At 67.8% G+C, this 18,954-nt stretch carries 24 protein-coding genes; 8 read left to right on the top strand and 16 right to left on the bottom strand.

Translation table 11 applies throughout. The features are described 5' to 3' along the window. Nucleotides 1-79: 79 nt before the first annotated feature. Both OHA70_RS16665 and OHA70_RS16670 read right to left on the bottom strand, forming a co-directional pair. Complete coding sequence (locus OHA70_RS16665) at nt 80-2,185, bottom strand: thiamine pyrophosphate-dependent enzyme (protein WP_328333484.1); 2,106 nt, start codon at nt 2,183-2,185, stop codon at nt 80-82. A gap of 73 nt (nt 2,186-2,258) precedes the next feature. Further along, nucleotides 2,259-2,726 carry a GNAT family N-acetyltransferase gene (locus tag OHA70_RS16670; RefSeq protein ID WP_328333486.1) on the bottom strand — a complete coding sequence of 156 codons (468 nt, stop codon included), beginning with the start codon at nt 2,724-2,726 and terminating at the stop codon, nt 2,259-2,261. A gap of 85 nt (nt 2,727-2,811) precedes the next feature. On the opposite strand from OHA70_RS16670, the gene OHA70_RS16675 reads away from it, so the two are divergent. Beyond that, nucleotides 2,812-3,498 carry a hypothetical protein gene (locus OHA70_RS16675; RefSeq protein WP_328333488.1) on the top strand — a complete coding sequence of 229 codons (687 nt, stop codon included), beginning with the start codon at nt 2,812-2,814 and terminating at the stop codon, nt 3,496-3,498. On the opposite strand, the gene OHA70_RS16680 is transcribed toward OHA70_RS16675, so the two are convergent. Then, nucleotides 3,495-4,157: a type 1 glutamine amidotransferase domain-containing protein gene (locus OHA70_RS16680; protein WP_328333490.1), complete on the bottom strand. Its 663-nt coding sequence runs from the start codon at nt 4,155-4,157 to the stop codon at nt 3,495-3,497. The two genes, OHA70_RS16675 and OHA70_RS16680, sit on opposite strands and share 4 nt — an antisense overlap. Nucleotides 4,158-4,229: 72 nt before the next feature. Between OHA70_RS16680 and OHA70_RS16685 the strand changes: the two genes are divergently transcribed. Beyond that, nucleotides 4,230-5,105, top strand: a complete 876-nt coding sequence (locus tag OHA70_RS16685) for a LysR family transcriptional regulator (RefSeq protein ID WP_328333492.1) — start codon at nt 4,230-4,232, stop codon at nt 5,103-5,105. Here the strand turns inward: OHA70_RS16685 and OHA70_RS16690 are convergent. The 4 genes from OHA70_RS16690 to OHA70_RS16705 all read right to left on the bottom strand — a co-directional run bounded on the left by OHA70_RS16690 (nt 5,073) and on the right by OHA70_RS16705 (nt 7,745). Next, a complete protein-coding gene (locus OHA70_RS16690; RefSeq protein WP_328333494.1) occupies nt 5,073-5,606 on the bottom strand; it encodes a hypothetical protein in 534 nt (177 codons plus the stop codon). The two genes, OHA70_RS16685 and OHA70_RS16690, sit on opposite strands and share 33 nt — an antisense overlap. Nucleotides 5,607-5,676: 70 nt before the next feature. Beyond that, the gene (gene ku, locus OHA70_RS16695; RefSeq protein ID WP_328333496.1) at nt 5,677-6,591 is read right to left on the bottom strand and encodes a non-homologous end joining protein Ku; all 915 of its coding nucleotides are present in this window, start codon (nt 6,589-6,591) and stop codon (nt 5,677-5,679) included. A 54-nt stretch (nt 6,592-6,645) separates the two neighbouring features. After that, nucleotides 6,646-7,524 carry a hypothetical protein gene (locus OHA70_RS16700; protein ID WP_328333498.1) on the bottom strand — a complete coding sequence of 293 codons (879 nt, stop codon included), beginning with the start codon at nt 7,522-7,524 and terminating at the stop codon, nt 6,646-6,648. Nucleotides 7,525-7,571: 47 nt separating this feature from the next. Beyond that, nucleotides 7,572-7,745: a CsbD family protein gene (locus OHA70_RS16705; protein ID WP_328333500.1), complete on the bottom strand. Its 174-nt coding sequence runs from the start codon at nt 7,743-7,745 to the stop codon at nt 7,572-7,574. A 109-nt stretch (nt 7,746-7,854) separates the two neighbouring features. On the opposite strand from OHA70_RS16705, the gene OHA70_RS16710 reads away from it, so the two are divergent. Beyond that, complete coding sequence (locus OHA70_RS16710) at nt 7,855-9,960, top strand: alpha/beta hydrolase-fold protein (protein ID WP_328333502.1); 2,106 nt, start codon at nt 7,855-7,857, stop codon at nt 9,958-9,960. On the opposite strand, the gene OHA70_RS16715 is transcribed toward OHA70_RS16710, so the two are convergent. Next, a complete protein-coding gene (locus tag OHA70_RS16715) occupies nt 9,944-10,765 on the bottom strand; it encodes a sigma-70 family RNA polymerase sigma factor (protein ID WP_328333504.1) in 822 nt (273 codons plus the stop codon). The genes OHA70_RS16710 and OHA70_RS16715 overlap by 17 nt on opposite strands. A 255-nt stretch (nt 10,766-11,020) precedes the next feature. Between OHA70_RS16715 and OHA70_RS16720 the strand changes: the two genes are divergently transcribed. Continuing rightward, nucleotides 11,021-11,164, top strand: coding sequence for a GPGG-motif small membrane protein (locus OHA70_RS16720; RefSeq protein WP_203590735.1), 144 nt, complete (start codon nt 11,021-11,023; stop codon nt 11,162-11,164). Nucleotides 11,165-11,267: 103 nt separating this feature from the next. Here the strand turns inward: OHA70_RS16720 and OHA70_RS16725 are convergent, their stop codons facing one another. Beyond that, nucleotides 11,268-11,756, bottom strand: a complete 489-nt coding sequence (locus OHA70_RS16725; RefSeq protein ID WP_328333507.1) for a hypothetical protein — start codon at nt 11,754-11,756, stop codon at nt 11,268-11,270. Between the two features lie 67 nt (nt 11,757-11,823). Between OHA70_RS16725 and OHA70_RS16730 the strand changes: the two genes are divergently transcribed. Beyond that, nucleotides 11,824-12,552, top strand: coding sequence for an NIPSNAP family protein (locus OHA70_RS16730; protein WP_328333509.1), 729 nt, complete (start codon nt 11,824-11,826; stop codon nt 12,550-12,552). Here OHA70_RS16730 and OHA70_RS16735 read toward each other — a convergent pair. From OHA70_RS16735 to OHA70_RS16760, 6 genes are all read right to left on the bottom strand, one after another. Continuing rightward, nucleotides 12,549-13,118: a hypothetical protein gene (locus OHA70_RS16735; protein WP_328333511.1), complete on the bottom strand. Its 570-nt coding sequence runs from the start codon at nt 13,116-13,118 to the stop codon at nt 12,549-12,551. The genes OHA70_RS16730 and OHA70_RS16735 overlap by 4 nt on opposite strands. Before the next feature lies 1 nt (nt 13,119). Next, nucleotides 13,120-13,644 carry a DUF6286 domain-containing protein gene (locus OHA70_RS16740; RefSeq protein ID WP_328333513.1) on the bottom strand — a complete coding sequence of 175 codons (525 nt, stop codon included), beginning with the start codon at nt 13,642-13,644 and terminating at the stop codon, nt 13,120-13,122. Then, on the bottom strand, nt 13,641-14,081 hold the full coding sequence (locus tag OHA70_RS16745) for an Asp23/Gls24 family envelope stress response protein (RefSeq protein ID WP_328333515.1): 441 nt from the start codon (nt 14,079-14,081) through the stop codon (nt 13,641-13,643). The genes OHA70_RS16740 and OHA70_RS16745 overlap by 4 nt, the downstream gene beginning before the upstream one ends. Beyond that, nucleotides 14,074-14,253, bottom strand: coding sequence for a DUF2273 domain-containing protein (locus OHA70_RS16750; protein WP_328333517.1), 180 nt, complete (start codon nt 14,251-14,253; stop codon nt 14,074-14,076). Before OHA70_RS16750 ends, OHA70_RS16745 begins: the two co-directional genes overlap by 8 nt. After that, on the bottom strand, nt 14,250-14,507 hold the full coding sequence (locus tag OHA70_RS16755; RefSeq protein ID WP_328333519.1) for a hypothetical protein: 258 nt from the start codon (nt 14,505-14,507) through the stop codon (nt 14,250-14,252). The genes OHA70_RS16750 and OHA70_RS16755 overlap by 4 nt, the downstream gene beginning before the upstream one ends. A 62-nt stretch (nt 14,508-14,569) precedes the next feature. Then, on the bottom strand, nt 14,570-15,055 hold the full coding sequence (locus OHA70_RS16760) for an Asp23/Gls24 family envelope stress response protein (RefSeq protein WP_328333521.1): 486 nt from the start codon (nt 15,053-15,055) through the stop codon (nt 14,570-14,572). A 118-nt stretch (nt 15,056-15,173) separates the two neighbouring features. Here OHA70_RS16760 and OHA70_RS16765 point away from each other — a divergent pair, with 118 nt between their 5' ends. The 3 genes from OHA70_RS16765 to OHA70_RS16775 all read left to right on the top strand — a co-directional run bounded on the left by OHA70_RS16765 (nt 15,174) and on the right by OHA70_RS16775 (nt 17,255). Continuing rightward, a complete protein-coding gene (locus OHA70_RS16765; protein ID WP_328333523.1) occupies nt 15,174-15,749 on the top strand; it encodes an RNA polymerase sigma factor in 576 nt (191 codons plus the stop codon). Next, nucleotides 15,746-16,177, top strand: a complete 432-nt coding sequence (locus OHA70_RS16770; protein WP_328333525.1) for a hypothetical protein — start codon at nt 15,746-15,748, stop codon at nt 16,175-16,177. Before OHA70_RS16765 ends, OHA70_RS16770 begins: the two co-directional genes overlap by 4 nt. A gap of 154 nt (nt 16,178-16,331) precedes the next feature. Then, on the top strand, nt 16,332-17,255 hold the full coding sequence (locus OHA70_RS16775; RefSeq protein ID WP_328333527.1) for a serine protein kinase RIO: 924 nt from the start codon (nt 16,332-16,334) through the stop codon (nt 17,253-17,255). Here OHA70_RS16775 and OHA70_RS16780 read toward each other — a convergent pair. Next, nucleotides 17,252-18,907, bottom strand: a complete 1,656-nt coding sequence (locus OHA70_RS16780; protein WP_328333529.1) for an FAD-binding dehydrogenase — start codon at nt 18,905-18,907, stop codon at nt 17,252-17,254. The two genes, OHA70_RS16775 and OHA70_RS16780, sit on opposite strands and share 4 nt — an antisense overlap. Nucleotides 18,908-18,954: the final 47 nt, after the last annotated feature.

Consider the following 18,954-nt stretch of genomic DNA (forward strand, 5'->3'; position numbering starts at 1 on the left):
CCCCTCACCTTGTGGGTTGCCACCCCTGAACCACGGGTGACAACCCACCATTTCGGCGGTTAACCCCTGAAATGGCGGGCTAGGGCTGGAGGAGCTTGCGGGCGGCGGACTCGATTGTTTCTTCGCTGAGGAGGACCTGGCGGGCTGCGTTGCCCAAGGGGACGAAGGAGTCTTCGCTGGTTACTCGGGCCAACGCACCCGTGTAGCCGGCGTCGATGAGGGTGGCGAGGATGCCTTCGGAGACGCCGCCGGAGCGGCGGGTCTCGTCGACGACCAGGACCCGGCCAGTGGTTGTTGCTTCGCGCAATAGATCTTCCACGGGTAGGGGCGCCAGCCAGCGGAGGTCCAGGACGCGGACCCCGGGGAGCCGGGCGGCGACGCGGAGGCTCATCGGGAGGCCGTTGCCGAAGGTGACGATGGTGAGGTCGCGGCCTTCCCCGTACGTCCGCCCGCGCCCGATCGGCACATGCGCCGTCGGATACGGCGCCAGCCACTGGTCGTCGCCATCCACCTGCAGATCGCGCCGGTGGTACAAGGCGATCGGCTCCAGGAACACCGACACCGTGCCCTCCGCCCGAGCCGCCGCCGCGCACGTGTGCAACATCGCCGCGGCGTCATCCGGCCGCGACGGCGACGCGATCACCAACCCCGGGATATCCCGCAGCACCCCGATCGCATCGTCGTTGTGGAAGTGCCCACCAAACCCCTTCTGATACCCATACCCAGCGATCCGCAGCACCATCGGATTGCGGTACTGCCCTTGCGAGAAGAACTTCAGTGAGGCCGCCTCACCCCGCAACTGATCCTCGGCATTGTGTAGATACGCCAGATATTGAATCTCCGGCAACGGCAACAACCCCGACACCCCGGCCCCCAGCGCCAGCCCGAGAATCGACTGCTCATCAAGCAACGTGTCGAACACCCGAGCGGCCCCGTAGGACTTCTGCAACCCGCGGGTGACCCCATAGACCCCACCCTTACGAGCGATGTCCTCACCGAACGCCAACGCTTCCGGGTACGACGCAAGCACATCACCGAGCGCCCGATTGATCGACTGGCTGAGCGTCAGCAATTCAGCGCCCACAGAGCGACGAGGCAACGACTCCTCGACGATCGCCTTGTCCGGCAGGGCCAGCGGCGCGGCCACGGCAGCGGCCGATGACAGTTGCGGAAGGCCGGCCACTTCGCGCGCGATCCCGAGTACCTCGGCACGCTTGTTCTCGTAGAGCTCGATGATGTCGTCGGCGTCGTAACCAGTTGCCAGCAGCAAGCGCGCAGTACCGAGCAGTGGATCGAGTTCCTCGTCGGCGAGCAGCTCGGCCGGAGTCCGGTAGGCCGCTTCGACGTCTGACCCGGCGTGGCCCATCAGCCGAACCGTCCGCAACCGCAGGAACGCCGGCCGCCGATTCCGTCGTACGAAGGTCGCCGCCTCCGTTGCCATCGTCAACGTCGCGGCGAGATCGGTGCCGTCGGCATCGAAATACCGGAGGCCGTGCCGTTGCCCGTACGCCTGCTTGATCCAGCCATCCGGGGTGCGCACGCTGATCCCGATCCCGTTGTCCTCGCAGACGAGCAGCAACGGCATCGGGATGCCCTGGTACGACGCGTGCAGCGCAGCGTTGATCGCGCCGGTCGCGGTCGAGTGGTTCGCCGAGGCGTCGCCGAAGCTGGCCACCACCACGGCATCGGCCGGCCACGGCGACGGTACGCCGAGCTTCGCCGCCCGCGCGATCGAGAAGGCGACCCCCATCGCGCGCGGCAGGTGCGAGGCGATCGTCGACGTCTGCGGGATGATCGCCAGGTCGTGCCGCCCGAACACCTTGTGCCGGCCGCCCGAGATCGGCTCGCTGGTCGCCGCCGCGACGCCGAGCAGGATGTCCCGCAGCCCGTCCTTGTCCCGGTACTGCGCCGCGCGCGCCAGGTAGAACGCCCCCGACCGGTAATGCAGCAGCGCGGGGTCAGTCGGCTCGAGAGCCGCCGCGACGGCCGCGTTGCCCTCGTGCCCGGCCGAGCCGATCGTGTAGTACCCGTGCCCCTGGGACTGGAGCCAGCGGGCGGCCAGGTCGGCGTGACGGCTGCCGAGCTGAGCGTCGTACAGGCTGAGCAGTACCTCGGCCGGATGCTCGCAGGGGACCGGTTTGAGCGCGCGGACCCGGTCGGCGAAGAGCTCGTCGACGGCGGTCACAGGTAGATCCTCACCAGCAACATGATCCGTGAAGTCAGCAGAAACCACAGCCCTGCCCACAGGTCGGGCGCGTTCACGCCCTGGCAGGCGCCTCGAACCGGATCATCTCCGAGGCCAGCTCGCCGCCCCAGCTGATCGGGATCCGCCCGATCTCCCGCCAACCGGCCCGCTGATAGAACTCGACCGCTCCGTGCCGGCTGTTCACCACATCCAGAATCAGCTGCCGGCCCTGCTCAGCGGCGAAGCCGGTCGCGTACTCCAGCAGTTGCCGCCCGAGCCCCGCTCGGGTCCGCCGGGGATCCACGAACAAGCGCTCAACCAAGGCCGTGTCCGACCTCTCGGCGGTGACGATCAGATGCCCCGCGATCTCGCCGTCGAGCGTGAGCACCCAGCTACCCAGCGCCTCCTCGGGGGACAGCCACCCACCGGGATCGGCCGGCCAGTTCAGCGGATAACCGGCGGTCTTGTGGACCTCCGCGAGGAGCCGGACACAGTCTTCGAGGTCGGCCGCCGTGCGGGTCCGAATCAGGATGCTCGTCATTTCGGGCATCGTTTCATGCTGGACCGGAACCGATCCACGCGGTAAATCGTTGAGAGAACAGGTTGTTTTCTCTGTGTGAGGCGAGATGCGCGTACCCCTCTGGCTTCGGCGTACGGCGGTGGCGGCCGGCGTCGGGATCGGCACGTCCGGACTGCTGGCCGGTGTGATCATGCTCGGCCCGCTGGCCTCGTCGATCCTGCTCGCCGTGGTGCTCGCGCTGATCTGGCCGCTGGCGGCGGTGATCAAGTACCTCGCCGACGAGACCCCGTACCAGTCCCCGCTGCTCGTCGCGGCCGCGGCTGCCGGCGCTGTGCTCGCGGTGCCGGGGCTGATCCGGTTGCTCAGCTGGGGTGCGCTCGGGTTCGTGATCGCGATGATCGCGGCGGTCATCTTCGTGCTGGTCGACCTCGCGCTGCCGGACACCCGTCGCGAGCGGCGGCCCCGGCGTCGGCGGCTGGGCGGCGGGCGGTTGGGTCGACGGCGCCGCGACGCGGAGTACGGGGGACTGATGAAGCTGACGCATGCGGAGCACCTCGAGGACGAGAAGCTGATCGCCTCGCTCCAGTGCCCGCTCACGATCGAGGAGCTGTGCGGGGTCTGGGGCGAAACGACCACGACGCTCGCGCAGGGGGCCGGGCCGCGGGATCGGCAGGCTGTCGCCGAGGTACGCCGGATCTGCCTGGACGAGTTCGAGCGGCGCAACCCCGACGGCTTCCAGCGCTGGCTCGACGCCGGGGCGCCCGCGGACCCCGGCGTCTACCTACTGCCTTAGTTCTTGTCGAGTACTGCTGTCACAGCAGTCGCCGTACTGCGCGCTGACGCCGGGTTCTGCCCGGTGACCAGGCGGCCGTCGGTGACGACCTGGTCGGTGAAGTCGGCGGCCGGGTGGTGGATCGCGCCGCGGGCGGTCAGCTCGTCGGCGAGCAGGAACGGGACGACCTCGGTGAGGCCGACCGCGTTCTCCTCGGAGTTGGTGAAGCCGGCGACGTTCTTGCCGTCGATCAGGTAGCTGCCGTCGGAGAGCTTGAGCTCGACCAGCCCGGCCGGGCCGTGGCAGACCGCCGCGACGACGCCGCCGTTCTCGTAGATCCCGGCCGCGAGCGAGGCCAGCTCCTTGGCGCCGGGGAAGTCCCACATCGCGCCGTGCCCGCCCGCGTAGAAGATCGCGTCGTAGTCGGTGGCGGTCAGCTCGGCGGCCGTCTTGGTGTGCTCGACGTCCGCCTCGGCGAAGAACTGCTTCTGGTCCGGGTCGGCCTCGTCGGCGCCGTCGACCGGCGGCTTGCCACCGGCGACCGAGACCAGGTCGACGTCGTAGCCGGCGTTCTTGAAGACGGTCCACGGCTCGGCTGCCTCGCCGGCATAGAAACCAGTACTCCGGCCGGTGTCGCCGAGCTGGGAGTGGCTGGTGAGGGCAATCAGTACGCGTGTCATGTGGTCCATCATTGCCGGGCGACCCATCGGAGACCAATAGGCATTCGATGGGTCAGGCATAGGATTCCTGATGTGACGATCTCGCTCGACCTGCTGCGGAGCTTCCTGGCGATCCACCGGGCCGGGTCGATCACGGCGGGCGCGGAGCAGCTGGGGTTGTCGCAGCCGACCGTGACGGCGCATCTCCAGGCGCTGGAGACGGCGGTCGGGCGGCCGTTGTTCGAGCGGCGGGCGCGCGGCGTACTGGCGACTGCCGCGGGTGATGAGCTGGCCCGGCGGATCGCCGACCCGATCGACACGCTCCAAGGCCTGGTGGTCGACGAGCTGGACGAACCGGTCGCCGCGACGGTCCACCTCGGCGGCCCGGCCGACTACATCAGTCATCAGGTACTGCCCGCGCTGGCTGGCCGCCTCGCAGATGGCCTTGTCCTGCGTACCCGCTTCGGCCTTCCGGACGAGCTGCTTGCCGGGTTGCTGGACCGCTCGCTGGACGTCGTCATCAGCTCGGTCCGCCCGCGCCGCCCCGGCGTACAGGTGACGCCGCTCTACGACGAAACCTTCGCCCTGGTGGCCGCGCCCCGCTGGTACTCCGGTACTCCGGTGAGCGCGCCCGACCAGCTGCGCCACATCCCCTTGGTGGCCTACGCGGAGGAGGCCCCCATCCTCCGCCGCTACTGGCGAAGCGTCTTCGGAGTACGCCTGACTAGAAGCGTCGCTCTCGTAGTACCGGACCTCCGCGGCGTCCTGGCGGCCGTGCTCGCTGGCGCCGGCGCAAGCGTCCTACCCCTGTACCTCTGTGAGCCCGACCTCAAAGCCGGCCGACTCCGCCTACTAGCCGACCCCGAACTCCCACCTCTCAACACCGGCTACCTAGCCATCCGCTCCGACGCCGGCCCCCGCAGCCCCGCCAGCCTCCTAAGAACCATCCTCCTCGAATCCCTGAGTTAACTCCTCAAGCCGCGACCGCAGCATCCTCGGCCGGATGACCTGATAACCGAGCAGGAACAGGTAGAGCGCCACCAACGCAATGCGCCAGCGCGAGCCGTCGAAGATACCGACGATGCTGATGGCCAGGAGAAGGCTCCAGATGATCACCGACCGCAGCCGCCAGCGGCCAAGGAGCTCCAGCTGATGCCTGGCCAGCCGGATCGCCGCAGCACGCACGTTCGGATCAGCCGGAACAGGTCCTCTCCGCAAGGCACGCCCCGCGGCTCGCCGGTCAACTCGTGAGGTGTCCGGCCCTACCGCCCGCACCAAATGCTGCAGCTGCCGCCGTAGGGTGAAAGCCATCGCGATCCCGAAGGCCAACCCGACGACCGCGCCGGAGATCGCAGCACCTCTGAGGCTGTCCCCGTCGCTCCTGCTGATGAACCCCATCGCAGCCCCGAACGGAACACCGGTCACCACACAGATGACCCAGGCCGGAGTCTTCTCCACAGATACGCGCACGCTCAAGGATCACCCACCCAGCCCGATTCGCAGCCTCGGCCGGGCTGTGGTTGCAGGTTGTTGCAGTGGGTCAGGCGGCTTTCTTCTTGCTGGTCTTCTTGGCCGCGGTTTTCTTCGCGGTGGTTTTCTTCGCCGGCGACTTCTTGGCGGCCGCCGTCTTCTTTGCCGTGGTCTTCTTGGTGGTCGTCTTCTTGCCGGAGGCGCGGCGGGAGCGGGCGGCTTCTACGCTGGCTCGGAGGGCGGTGACGAGGTCGGTGGTGGTGGTCGCCTCGGGAGCGTCCTCGCTGACGACGATCTCCTTGCCCTTGCGTTTGTCGGCGACGAGCTTCTTCACGCGTTCGGTGTAGCTGTCCTTGTAGTCGCTCGCCCGCCAGCTGCCGCTCATCGCCTCGACCAGGTCGACGGCCATCGAGAGTTGCTTGCCAGTGGAAGACTTGGCGGGCAGGTCGCCGAGTTCCTCGGCCGGGTCGCGGATCTCGTCGGCGAAGAACATCGTCTCCAGCACGATCACCTTGCCGTCGGCGCGGATCGCGGCCAGGTACTCCTTGCTGCGCATCACGAACGACGCGATGCCGGCCCGGTTCGTCTTGGCCAGCGCGTCCCGCAACAGCCCGTACGACGAAGCGTTCTCGGCATCCGACGGCGCGAGGTAGTAGCTCTTCTGGAAGTGGATCGGGTCGATCTCGTCCAGGTCGACGAACCGGGTGATCTCCAGCGAGCGCGACCGGCCGGGCGCGATGTCGGCCAGCTCCTCCTGCTCGACGATCACGTACTCGCCGCCGCCGACGTCATGGCCCTTCACGATCTTCTCGTAGTCGACCTCACGCCCGGTCCGCTCGTTCACCCGCTTGTTCCGGATCCGGTCCGAGGTACCGCGCTGGAACTGGTGGAAGTCGAGGTGATGCTCCTCGGTCGCGGAGTACAGGCCGACCGGCACCGAGACCAGCCCGAAGCTGATGAACCCACTCCAGATCGCGCGCGCCATCTTTCGAATCCCTTCTCACCGGACTTCACTCGCATCCGGTGATCGGGTACCCGTTCAGAGCCGGTTGTATCGCTTCTTCGCCTCGCGGCTGTCCTTCTGCGCCGCGCGAGCCGCCTTGCGAGCCTCATCCAGCTCCTCGCCGACCCGGTGCACCGCCTCCTGCGCCTCGGCCAGCGCATCCCGGGCATCGCTGAGCTGGGTGTCGAGGTCCGCGACAACAGCCTCCGCTGCCTCAGCCGCCGCGACCGCGTCGTCGAGCTCCTTCTTGGCGGCCGCCTTCTCCGCTGCCTCGCGCTCTTCCTCTTCCCGCTCGGCCTTCTCCCGCTTCGCCTTCGCGGCGGCCGACTCGGTCTCCTGCTCAGGCTCCGGTACTTCGGCCTTGGCACGGCGACGGTCTTGAGCACGCTGGCGCCGCTCGTCGGTCAGCGGCGTGACGTTGGACGGCTCCCCGCTCTCGTCCACGACCCCGAACCCGACATGCCGCAGCGCACTGCTGAGCCGAGCCTCGCGGACCGCCTCACCAGCAGCCGGGTCGACCAAACCTGCGTCGAGCGTCTCGCGCAGCTTCTGCCCCACATCCGCGCTGACCTTCTGTCCCTCGCGCTCGGCGAGGCCGGTCGCGGATTTGGACAGCTGGTCGAGGAGCTTGTGCCGCCTCGGGGTCAGCTCCCGCAGCTTCTCACCGTCGAGATCGGCGGTCGCCTGCCGGAACTCGTCACCCAGCGCGAGCAGATCGTCGATCTCGTCCGGCAGTTCCCGGGCGAGCAGATTCGTCAGCCAGGCGGCGACGGTCGGCTTGCGCAGCGCCTTCAGCCGGGTCGAACCGAGCTGATCGCCGTCGGCTTTCAGTTGTTTCGCCAGCTCGTTGCGCCGGGAAATGAAGTCGGCCGACGGCGCTGCATAGAGCGCGTCGGCCGCCTCATCGAAGTCCACACCCCGACGCTACCCGAACAAACGGTCGCGATCAGGGCATTGCTGTGTCAGTCCTTGAAGGCGTCCTTGACCTTCTCGCCGGCCTGCTTCAGATCCGCTGTGGACTGGTCTACCTGGCCCTCGGCCTGCAGGTCCTCGTTGTCCGTCGCGTCGCCGGTCTTCTCCTTGATCTTGCCCTTGGCTTCCTCGGCCGCGTTCTTGAGCTTGTCTCCGATACCCATCGGGTCTCTCCTCTGTCGCTGCGAATCGGACCCACCCCCGGTGCCCCGCGATCCGAGACCTAACCAGCGACCTCTTGTAATCGTTTACGTAAGCGATTACAAAGCAGCTATGCGCGTGACTGTCCCGGCCCTCGCGGCCGCTCTCCTGGTCAACTTCCTGCTGCCGTCAGCCGGTCCCACGACGTCGCCCAAGGCGCCTGAGCCAGGCACGATCACCGCCGCGAGCCTCCACTCGAGCACGCTCGGTGAAGACCTCGCCTACAACGTGTATCTCCCAGCCGGGTACGCCGCTACGACCACGCGCTACCCAGTCCTCTACCTGCTGCACGGCCGCGGCGACTCGATGGCCGCGTGGACCCAGGTGAAAGGCCGGCTGGACTCCATGATCGCGGACGGTGAGATCCCACCGACGATTGCGATCATGCCGGATGCGCCGTGGAGTAGCAGGGCGAGCTACTACGTCGATTCGGCGTACAAGGGCAAGGACCCAGGCCGCCCAGTCGAGACGGCGCTGATCCACGACCTTGTGCCGCACGTGGACGCGACATACCGGACGATCACCGACCGGACGGGGCGGGCGATCGCCGGGTACTCGATGGGTGGGTCGGGCGCGTTGCGGTACTCGATGGTCTATCCGGAACTGTTCGGTGCCGCGATCGCGCTCAGTCCGGCGGTGTACTCGCCGCAACCGCCGAAGGACTCGAGCGCGCGAGAATTCGGTGCCTATGGCAAGGGTAAAGACACGTTCAGCGAGGCGGTCTACCGGAAGCTGAACTATCCGGCGGCGTTCAAGACCTTTGCCAGCAAGGGACTGACATCACACCTGTTCATTGCCGTGGGCGACGATGAGTACAAGAACCCGAAGCCCAAGGACTACCAGCACGACCTCGACTTCGAGGCGCATGTGGTGTTCAACCAGGCGGTCCGGGTGCCGGGGCTGACCAGCGAGTTCCGGGTCGTCAACGGCGGGCATGACTGGGACGTGTGGGGGCCGACCTTCGCCGAAGGCGCGAAGTACATCTTCCAGACCATCGGCAAGCCACCCGTGACGCCGATGAAGGCTGCGCTGTCCGGTACGCCGGGGGAGGATCGCGCGGGTGGAGTCGCGGTCGACGAGGCGGGCAACAGTTATGAGGCGATCGCCGCCGAGGGGGCGGTCGAGGGGCAGCCGTACGCCGGGGGCAAGGACGTGGCGCTGACGAAGTACGGGCCGGATGGCGGGCGGGTGTGGACGCGTGAGTTCGGGACGGTGGGGACCGAGCGCGCGTATGGGGTGGTGCTGGATTCGCAGGGGCGGCCGACCGTTGTGGGGTACACGACGGGGAGTGGGTCGGATGATGCGTTCGTGGCGCAGTACGACGTACAGGGGAATCAGCGGTGGTTCACGAAGCTGGGGACGGCGGCTGCAGATCGCGGGTATGCGGTGGCGGCGGATGCCGACGGGTCGATCTATCTCGGTGGTTATACGAAGGGTGAGTTGGGTGGGGTGAATGCGGGGGACAAGGACGTGTTCCTCGCGAAGTTGGATGCTGAGGGCAAGCAGGTTTGGGTGCGGCAGTTCGGCAGCGCCGGCGAGGAGAAGGGGATGGCGCTGGCGGTGAGCGGCGATGGCGTCTACCTCGCGGGCATGACGGCGGGGGCGTTGGGCTCACCTGTGGGAGATGTCGATGGGTTCGTCGCGCGGTTTGATCGCGACGGGAATCGCTTGTGGGTAAAGCAGTTGGGGACCGAGCAGGCGGATGAGTTCTGGGCGATGACGGCTGACGGGGCTGGTGGGGTGCTGCTCACGGGCTACACCGCGGGTTCCTTTGCAAGTGACCTGGTGGGCGACAAGGACCTCATCGTCGCGCGAGTTGATCCGGATGGTGCGGTGGTGTGGAAGGACCAGCTCGGCACTTCGGGGAACGACAAGGGCGCGGCGATCGCGCGGGATGAGACCGGGTTTGTCGTTGCTGGGTTCACGGATGGGGCGCTGGGGAATGCGGTGGGGAAGTTCGATGCGGTGCTGGTGCGGTACCGGGCTGATCAGACGCGTGGGTCGTTTGAGCAGTTCGGCACGACTGAGGATGACGGCGCGGATGCGTTCGCCGAGGCCAACCTGTTCGTGGCGAGCCGGCACGGCACGGCTTATGTGTCCGGCCTGACGGCAGGCGATACCGCTGATCAGCAGGCGATCGGCAACGGGGACGTGTTCCGGATCAACTTTGCGGGCTAGGCCTGTCGAGTGGGACCGTGAGGTCCTTACGAAGGCGGTCGAGGATGCCGCGGAGGAGACGGGAGACCTGCATCTGGCTCACGCCCAGTTCGTTGCCGATCTCTTCCTGGGTGAGGCCGCCGCAGAAGCGGAGGGCGAGGATCTGGCGGTCGCGGTCGTCGAGGTCGGAGACGGCCGGCGCGAGGGTACGGACGTTCTCGACGAGTTCATAGCCCTGTTCGGAGTCGGCGACCGTGTCGACCAGGCGCGCTCCGTTGTCGGCCGCCGCCGGGGCGTCGAGTGAGAGCGTGTTGAAGCAGCCACGGACCGACGCCGCTTCGGCGACCTCGCCAGGGTCGGTGCCCAAGGCATCGGCCGTCTCCTGGTCGGTCGGGAGGTGGCCGAGTTGCTGGGTCAGCTCGGGCTCGGCGGCCGCGATGGACCCTTGCATCTCCTGGACCCGGCGCGGCGGGCGGACGACCCAGGCGCAGTCGCGGAAGTAGCGTTTCAGCTCACCGCGGATCGTCGGCACGGCGTACGCGAGAAAGGCCGTCGACGCGTCGGGGCGGTAGCCGTTGGCGGCCTTGACCAGGCCGAGGTAGGCGACCTGCTCGAGGTCGTCGCTGTCGACGCCCTTGCGGCGGTAACGGGCGGCGATCGATCGCGCCACCGGCGCGTTCAGGATGATCACCTCGTCGAGCAGCTGCTGCCGCCGCGGGTCGGCGACGCCGTCCGCCTCGGTGAGCAGGTCATGCGTGGAGTCGGCGATCAGAGTCTGCGATTCGGTACTACGGGATTCGGTACTACGGACAGCTGCGGTCGTCACGGTGAGAAACCTCGTCGTGTCGGTGCTGCGGTGGTGGCGTCATTGCTGAACCACTCCTCCACCAGATCAAACCGATCGGCCTGACGCAACCCCTCCTGTGTTACAGGTGTTTGAATCTCACCCCGTTTGGGGTGGTTGGCGGCGGGCACCTGAAGTGGGTCACACAACGTCGGGAGGGGTCACCGACGCGTCATTGCACGGGGTATCAGCCGCCGGACGCCTGCACGGCTCCGGCTCGTAGAGAAAGGAACGACCATGCTCCTGATTCTCTGGATCATCGCGGCGATCCTCGTCATCAGCGGGATCGTCTCACTCGTCCGCGGGCAGCTCCTGATGGGCGCCGCCCTGATCGTCGTCGGCCTGCTGGTGGGCCCGGGCGGCGTGAGCATCTTCACGTAACCCCAGCTACCAGAAGTGGTGTCCTCGGACACCAAACGGTGACCTTGAACAAGTTATTTCTTGTTCAAGGTCACCGTTGCCTGTTCAAGGCCGCCAGTAATGGCTAGGGGTGTCGGAGGACTCGTTGGGCGGTGGCCATCCGGAGGGTTTCCAGGTCTTCGATCTGCTGGGCCACCTGGGTCAGCAGGCTGTCCAGTTCGGCGGCGTCGAAGCCGGGCTCGTCGTCGGCCAGCGAGCGGAGGATCCGGAAGCCGGCGGCTTTGCCTTCGACGGCGATCCGGAGGGTCTCGAGCTCGACGAGGTCGCTCAGCGGGGAGCGGCGGAGGATCTCGCCGTTGGGCTTCAGGCGGGCGAGTTTCTCGGCCATCCAGGCGCCGGCGTTCTTCAGCTGGTCCGGCTTGGCGCCGACGGCGGCGAGGTACCGCTCGAGGGCGGTCCGTTCCTCCTCGACCTCCTGCACCATCTTGGCCAGCGCAGTACGGACGACCGGGTCGGTCTGCTGGTCCGCTGCTCGCTTGAACAGCTCGATACCGGCGGAGGAGCCTGCGTAGTGGTCCTGCAGATACGTGGCAAGGCGTGCTTCGTCGATCATCACGACCTAGTACCCCTCGAACAAACACTGCCGGTACTTGTCAGGGTTTAGCGATTGACTGGGTGCCGTGAGAGCTGACTGCTGTGGCGTCGTGGATCTGAGGCAGTACACCGTCTATCCCGGCCGTCGGGACGAGTTGATCGAGGTCTTCGACGAGGCGTTCCTCGAGGGGCAAGAGGATCAGGGGATGCATCTGGTCGGGCAGTTCCGCGATCTCGACGATCCGGATCGGTTCGTCTGGATCCGGGGCTTCCGTGATCTGCCGGCTCGGGAGGCGGCGCTGAACGGCTTCTACTACGGGCCGGTCTGGAAGGCGCGGGGTGCCGAGGCCAACGTGACGATGAAAGACTCCGACGATGCCTTGCTGCTGAAGCCGATCTCGCTTGGCTCCGATTATCCGGAGCTTGGCGCGGCCAGGCCGCCGGTCGATGCCACGGAGGTTCCGTCGTCGGTGGTGGCCGGGGCGGTCTATCACCGCGGTTCGCCGGACGACGGATTCGGGGAGTACTTCGCCGACCAGATCGCGCCGGTGCTGACCAGGACCGGCGCAACGCTCGCGGCGACCTTCGAGACACTCGTTGCCGAGAACAACTTCCCTGCGTTGCCGCTCAGGGATGAGGTGGTGCTCGCCTGGTTCGCGGTCTTCCCGAGCGATGCGGCGTACGCCGAACATCGGCGTCAGCTCGACACTTCGCGGACGTGGCAGAACAAGGTGCTCCCGGAGATCATCTGCCGCTCGGTTGCGCCACCACAGCAGCTCAGGCTCCGGCCGACAGCCCGCTCACAGTTTCGCTAGATCACCCGTGGAGTTGCCGTTTGCTGACGCGCGGTGCGGAGCAGGACTCGGGTGCGGAGTTCGTCGCGGCCGACCATCTCGCGCAGCTCGGTCAGCACCCGATCGGCGGAGTGGCGGAGCTGGTCGAGGTCGGCGTCCGGGTTGATCGTCGTCTTGAGTTCGGCGACGACCTCACCGCGATCGGTGATCAGGTGACCGCTGCAGGACCGTACGCCGGGATCTGCGGCCAGTACTTGAGCAGCAGCGCCGACAGCCGAGTCGACGTCGGCGCTCAGCCGGCCTTCCGCCGAGCTACCGTCGAGTGCGAGTCGATTGAGTCGGCGACGCGGGATGTGACGCAGCAGCCAGGCCAACGCCAGCAGTACGAGGATGATCCCGGCCGCACCCGTTGCCCATGGCCACCAATCCTCGGTGACCACGGTCGGAGCGTCGGTGATCCTGACCTTCGACGGAGCATCGGCGAAGACGTCGTACTTCCATGCGAGTGCCGCCGCGCCACCGACGAGGAGTAGCAGACCCAGTACGAAAGCAACCAGGCGATCCAGGGCAATCAATCCTCGGCCCATCTCAGCTCTCCTCCAATCGCACGTGGGTGCGGATGCGGGGCGGGCGGTTCAGCGGCGCGAGCCGGCTGGTGACAGCGGCCTCGAGTTCCTCGCTGACATGCGCGGCGTCTGTGGTGGTGACGGCGTTGACAGTGATCCGCCGCCGCTTCGCCGAGGTCGTTGCCGAGAGCACCGAACCGACGTCCGTGGCAGCGCCGGCGGCAAGCCGGGCGGCGTCCTTGGGCCGGATCCAGACCGATGAGTCGCCGACCTGCCATTGCGTCGTCCGGCGGGGTTTGAGGGCGGCGATCAGGAACCACAGCCCGATCAGTACTGCGGCGATGCCCGCGGGCACCATCCAGCCGGCGGGCTCGATCAGCTTGACCTTCTCGGCCAGCGAGCCTGACCAAGACTCGCCCTTCACGACGTCGAGTGCTTGCAGGGCATCACGGATCGCCGCGGCGCCGAGTAGGCCGAGGGCGATCGCGCCGATGATGCCGACGGGTACCGCGGCCGGAGTACGGACTGGTCGTTTGGCTGCGGTCACAACACCCTCCTCGGTGGGGCGATCGTCAGTTCGCGATCGGGCAGCACGGTGTCGATGTGTACGTCGACGGTGTCGACGATGAGACCGGTCAGGGCGTTCACCTGTTCGGCAACCGCTGTGCGGGTGTCGGCGGCGACCTGGGCGAGCGGGCGGCCCCAGAGGGCGGCGATTCGGATCTGGAGCCGGACTCGCTCGCCGGCCTGCCGCGCCTCCGCACGCGGTAGGCCTCGCCCGAAGGTCGCCTCCTGCTTGGCGACGCCGGGGACGCGGGTGGCAGCCACCTCGGCGATGCGTTCGGTGACGCGCGGCTTGATCTCCGTGCGGCCACGATGGTCCAACTCGCCCGCGGCGGCCCCGAAGTCGGTCGCGGGCGCGGAGTCGGTCACCGGCAGGGTGTCGGTTGCCGGCCCGGCGTCGAGGAGGGCTTCGTCAGCCACGGCGCTTGGGGCGGAAGACGTCGTCGATGGACTTGGCGCCTTCCAGGTACCGGCCGACCGCGTAGCCGACGCCGCCGAGCACGAGCGCGAGCAGGAACCCCAGAAACCCGCCGGCCGCGGCCGCGACCGCCAGCAGCAGCCCGGCGAACAGACCGATGATCGGATAACTCACAAGATCTCCTTGGCAGCAGCAGTAGTCGGACGTTTCACAACATCCTCGACAGTCACAAACACCGGTACGCCGGTCAGCTCAGCCACCAGATCCCGAACTGTCTCGGCAGTCCCCCGGACCGGTTCCCCCCACTCCAACGTCAGATGCACCTCAGCCCGCTCCGGCGTAATCCGGACGCCGGACACCCGCCGCCCCGGCAGGTAGGTCGCAACCTCCCCGAACACCCCACCATGCAGGCCAACCACTCCTGGCACGGACCGCACCAGAGTCGCTACCTGGTCAGCAAGATCTTCCGGAGCCGGGGTGCTCGAGACGGTCACTGAACGCGGCGTTCGGGGAGGTCGTCGGTGTCTTCGGTGTCGTCTTCGCCGTCCAGGTGGACGTCGCTGACGGCGATGTTGACCTCGGTGACCTCCAGGCCGGTCATCCGTTCTACGGCGCTGATGACGTTGCGGCGGATGCCCTGGGCCAGGTCGGCGATGCTGACGCCGTAGTCGGCGACCACCTCGATGTCGACGGCGGCCTGCTTCTCGCCGACCTCCACCGAGACGCCCTGCGACAGGTTGGTGCGCGATCCGGGGATCCGCTCGCGCAGCATGCCGACGGCGCGGGCGGTACCGCCACCGAGGTTGTGCACGCCGGTCACCTCGCGGGCGGCGATACCGGCGATCTTCGAGACCACCGTGTCGGCGATCGCGGTCCGGCCGTAGTCGCTCACCAGCGCGCTCGTCGCCGGCTCGGTCACGACCTCCGTGCCGGCCTTCGTGGACAGACTCTTCGCGGTCAGGCTCGTCTCAGCCATGTCATCCCCTCGTTGATTGCCATCTGCAACTGTGTTCGACACCCGGTACGACGAGGCGGAACACCCCGATGTCACGCGGATCGCCTAGGTTGTTCGTGTGAACGGGGTCACTGGATCGGTGCGAGTTACCGTACGGCCGCAGGCCGACGGTTGGTCGCAGGCCGGTGACGACGCGCTGCGCCGGGCTGCCGCGCTCGGTGACGCGGACGCGTTCGCGGCAGTCATCGAGCGGCACGGTCCGGCGATGTTCCGGTACGCGCGCCGTATGCTCAACGATCACGGCGATGCCGAGGAGGTGGTCCAGGATGCGTTCGTCGCTGCCTGGAAGGCGCTTCCCGACTTCCGTGGCGAGGCCAAACTGCGGACCTGGCTCTTCACTCTCACGGCCCGCAAGGCGATCGACCTGCTGCGCAAGAAGCGACCGACGCCGGTGGCGGACGAGACCCTCACCGGGATGCCCGCCGGCGGCTCCGACCCGGTCGAGCCGGCCGTCCGGACCGAGCTGCTCGAAGCGCTCGACGCCGCATTGGCCGAGCTGCCCGACCGGCAACGCGCGGTCTGGCTGCTCCGCGAGGTCGAGGAGATGAGCTATCTCGAGATCTCCGAGGTGCTCGCGACGACGCCGACCGTCGTACGAGGTCAGTTGGCGCGAGCCCGGGTCGCACTCCAGGAGAAGCTGGAGGACTGGCGATGACTGAAGACATCCTGCGCCGCGCCGCGGCCGAGGCCCGCTCGGCACCCGAGCCGGGTTGGGTCGACATCTCCACCCACATCCAGCAGAAGCTGCGATCCGTCACCCGCCGCTCCCGGCCGATCCTGGCCGAGGCCGACAGCGGCGGTCCCCTGTACGTCGCCGACCACGTCCTGGTCAGCCACCTCCGCGCAGCCATCAACGCGCTGCCCGGCTGCGAGCTCTCCCGGGTCTCCTTCGTCGGCGAGGACGGCCGGGCCACCGGCGCTGCCGTCGAGGTCGTCGCCTCCTACGGCCAAGACCTCGCCGCCCTCGGCGAGCAGGTCAAGGCCCTCACCTTCGAGGTCATCACCGACCTCCTGGGCCCCGTCGAACCGCCCTTCGGCACCGACGGCATCGACGTCACCATCACCGATCTCTCCGACCACTGATAAATCAGTTGCGCCGCCGACAGGCGGGCTGCATCCTGATCCAGAACTGTGCAGCTACGAAGGCTGCCTGGACTAAGGAGGGCTGGACGAATGGCCATCACTGCGCTGCGGCATGTCCGCGTCAGCCTCACTTCTTTCTCCAGGAGCACATCCGATGTCTTCCGACGTCTTTCGTACCGACCACCAACTCTCTGACCTCGACGATCGCTGGGCCGCACTGGCCGGCGACGAGTCCGAACCGGACGTTGCCGACGCCTTCGTCTTCCACTTCAGCGAAGTGGAGGAGCAGCTGGCGCCGGATCAGCGCTGGTCCACCTGGCTGGATGTCGAGCGCGGTTCTCGCGGGCCTGAGCCCCGCCCTTCGTGGGTGGTGACGGAACAGGCCGCGATCGATACCGAGCTCGGCATCCTCAAAACCGGTAAAGAGGCCGATGTCTTCCTGCTCGAGCGAGCAGTGGAGCAGATCGGCGACAACCCCGCGCGACGGTCGCTACTGGCCGCCAAGCGGTACCGCAGTGAAGAGCACCGCTCGTTCCATCGCAGTACGTCGTACGTCGAGGGCCGGCGTACTCGCAACAGCCGCGACACCCGCGCCTTGGCGAAGAAGTCTTCCCATGGCCGCAGTGTCGCGGCCGGGCAATGGGCCTACGCGGAGTGGGACGCACTCTGCCGGCTCTGGAAGGCCGGGGTCCCCGTTCCGTACCCGGTCCAGGTCGACGGCATCGAGCTGTTGATGGAGTTCATCGACGACGGTGATGGCGGCGCGGCACCCCGGCTGGCGCAGGTCCGTCCCAAGGGCGAACTGCTCAGCTCGTACTACGAGCAGCTCCGCGACGGCATGCGCGAGCTGGCCAGGGCGGGGCTGGCGCACGGCGACCTGTCGCCGTACAACGTGCTGGCCCAGGGTGAGCGGATCGTGATGATCGACCTCCCACAGGTCGTCGACATCGTCGGCAACCCGAAGGGGATGGACTTCCTGATGCGCGACTGCCACAACATGTGCACCTGGTTCACCAACCGCGGCCTGGAGGTCGACGAACACGAACTCTTCGCCGACCTCCTCACCATGGTGTTCTAACCGATTGCTTTGGCGGCGGCGCGACCCGCGGTCCGGCCAGTGAAGAGGCAGCCTCCGACGAAGGTGCCTTCGAGCGACCGGTATCCGTGGACCCCGCCGCCGCCGAAGCCGGAGACCTCGCCGGCCGCATAGACGCCGGGCAGCGGGGTGCCGTCGGCGCGGAGGACGCGGGAGTCCAGGTCGGTTTGCAGGCCGCCGAGGGACTTGCGGGTCAGGATGTTGAGCTTGACCGCGATCAACGGGCCGGCCTTGGGGTCGAGGATCTTGTGCGGGGGTGCGACCCGGATCAGCTTGTCGCCGCGGTAGTTCCGGGCGCCGCGCAGCGCGGTGACCTGGAGGTCCTTGGTGAAGGTGTTCTCCATTTCCCGGTCGCGGGCGAGGATCTGGCGCTCCAGCTCGGCGTACTCGATCAGGTCGGAGCCGACCACCTCGTTCATGCCGCGGACCAGGTCGGACAGGTTGTTGCGGACGACGAAGTCGGCGCCCTTGTCCATGAACGCCTGCACCGGAGCGGTCGCGCCGCCGCGGGCCCGGCCGAGCACGCCCTTGATGTCCTTGCCGGTGAGGTCCGGGTTCTGCTCCTGGCCGGAGAGCGCGAACTCCTTCTCGATGATCTTCTGGGTGAGCACGAACCAGCTGTAGTCGTAGCCGGTCTTCATGATGTGCTCGAGCGTGCCGAGGGTGTCGAAGCCTGGGAACAACGGCACCGGCAGCCGCTTGCCGGTCGCGTCGAACCACAGCGACGACGGCCCGGGCAGGATCCGGATCCCGTGCGAGGGCCAGATCGGGTCCCAGTTCCGGATGCCCTCGGTGTAGTGCCACATTCGGTCGCGGTTCACGTACCGGCCGCCGGCCGCCTCGGTGATCGCCAGCATCCGGCCGTCGACGTGCGCCGGTACGCCGGTGATCATCTCCTTCGGCGGCTTGCCCATCCGCTCCGGCCAGGACTCCCGGACCAGGTCGTGGTTGCCGCCGATCCCGCCCGACGTGACGATCACCGCCTGCGCCGTTAAAGCGAAGTCCTCCACCTCGACCCGCGAGCTGGAGACGCCGCGGGCGACGGTGCTCGGCTCGAGCACCTTGCCGGAGACGCCGTCGACGACACCGCCGGTCACCGTCAGCTCGTCCACCCGGTGCCGGAAGCGGAACTCCACCAGCCCCTTGGCGACCGCCTCGCGGACCCGGCGCTCGAACGGCGCGACCAGGCCCGGCCCGGTGCCCCAGGTGATGTGGAAGCGCGGCACCGAGTTGCCGTGGCCGTCCGCGTTGTAGCCACCGCGCTCGGCCCAGCCGACCACCGGGAAGAACCGCACGCCCTGGGCATGCAGCCACGGCCGCTTCTCGCCCGCCGCGAAGTCGACATACGCCTCGGCCCATTGCCGGGCCCACTTGTCCTCGTCGTCCAGCCGGTCGAAACCGGCCGAGCCGAGCCAGTCCTGGAAGGCCAGGTCGCGGGAGTCCTTGATGCCCATCCGGCGTTGTTCGGGGGAGTCCACGAACATCAGCCCGCCGAACGACCAGAACGCCTGCCCACCCAGGGAGGCCTCCGGCTCCTGGTCGAGCAGCAGCACCTTCTTGCCCGCGTCGGCCAGCTCGGCGGTGGCGGCCAGCCCGGCCAGGCCGGCTCCCACCACGATCACATCAGCATCCATCGGTGCCCACTCCCTCGCGTCGGTCGTCCATGTATAGCGGACGCCTC

Source organism: Kribbella sp. NBC_00382, from assembly GCF_036067295.1.
Lineage (GTDB): Bacteria > Actinomycetota > Actinomycetes > Propionibacteriales > Kribbellaceae > Kribbella.

Bases quoted from the DNA above. Each gene is read 5' to 3' on its own strand.
- OHA70_RS16775 (WP_328333527.1), top strand. From the start codon at position 16,332: ATGTCTTCCGACGTCTTTCGTACCGACCACCAACTCTCTGACCTCGAC.
- ku (WP_328333496.1), bottom strand. From the start codon at position 6,591: ATGGCGCGCGCGATCTGGAGTGGGTTCATCAGCTTCGGGCTGGTCTCG.
- OHA70_RS16680 (WP_328333490.1), bottom strand. From the start codon at position 4,157: ATGACACGCGTACTGATTGCCCTCACCAGCCACTCCCAGCTCGGCGAC.
- OHA70_RS16710 (WP_328333502.1), top strand. From the start codon at position 7,855: ATGCGCGTGACTGTCCCGGCCCTCGCGGCCGCTCTCCTGGTCAACTTC.
- OHA70_RS16780 (WP_328333529.1), bottom strand. From the start codon at position 18,907: ATGGATGCTGATGTGATCGTGGTGGGAGCCGGCCTGGCCGGGCTGGCC.
- OHA70_RS16670 (WP_328333486.1), bottom strand. From the start codon at position 2,726: ATGACGAGCATCCTGATTCGGACCCGCACGGCGGCCGACCTCGAAGAC.
- OHA70_RS16675 (WP_328333488.1), top strand. From the start codon at position 2,812: ATGCGCGTACCCCTCTGGCTTCGGCGTACGGCGGTGGCGGCCGGCGTC.
- OHA70_RS16760 (WP_328333521.1), bottom strand. From the start codon at position 15,055: ATGGCTGAGACGAGCCTGACCGCGAAGAGTCTGTCCACGAAGGCCGGC.
- OHA70_RS16720 (WP_203590735.1), top strand. From the start codon at position 11,021: ATGCTCCTGATTCTCTGGATCATCGCGGCGATCCTCGTCATCAGCGGG.
- OHA70_RS16705 (WP_328333500.1), bottom strand. From the start codon at position 7,745: ATGGGTATCGGAGACAAGCTCAAGAACGCGGCCGAGGAAGCCAAGGGC.
- OHA70_RS16725 (WP_328333507.1), bottom strand. From the start codon at position 11,756: ATGATCGACGAAGCACGCCTTGCCACGTATCTGCAGGACCACTACGCA.
- OHA70_RS16735 (WP_328333511.1), bottom strand. From the start codon at position 13,118: ATGGGCCGAGGATTGATTGCCCTGGATCGCCTGGTTGCTTTCGTACTG.
- OHA70_RS16770 (WP_328333525.1), top strand. From the start codon at position 15,746: ATGACTGAAGACATCCTGCGCCGCGCCGCGGCCGAGGCCCGCTCGGCA.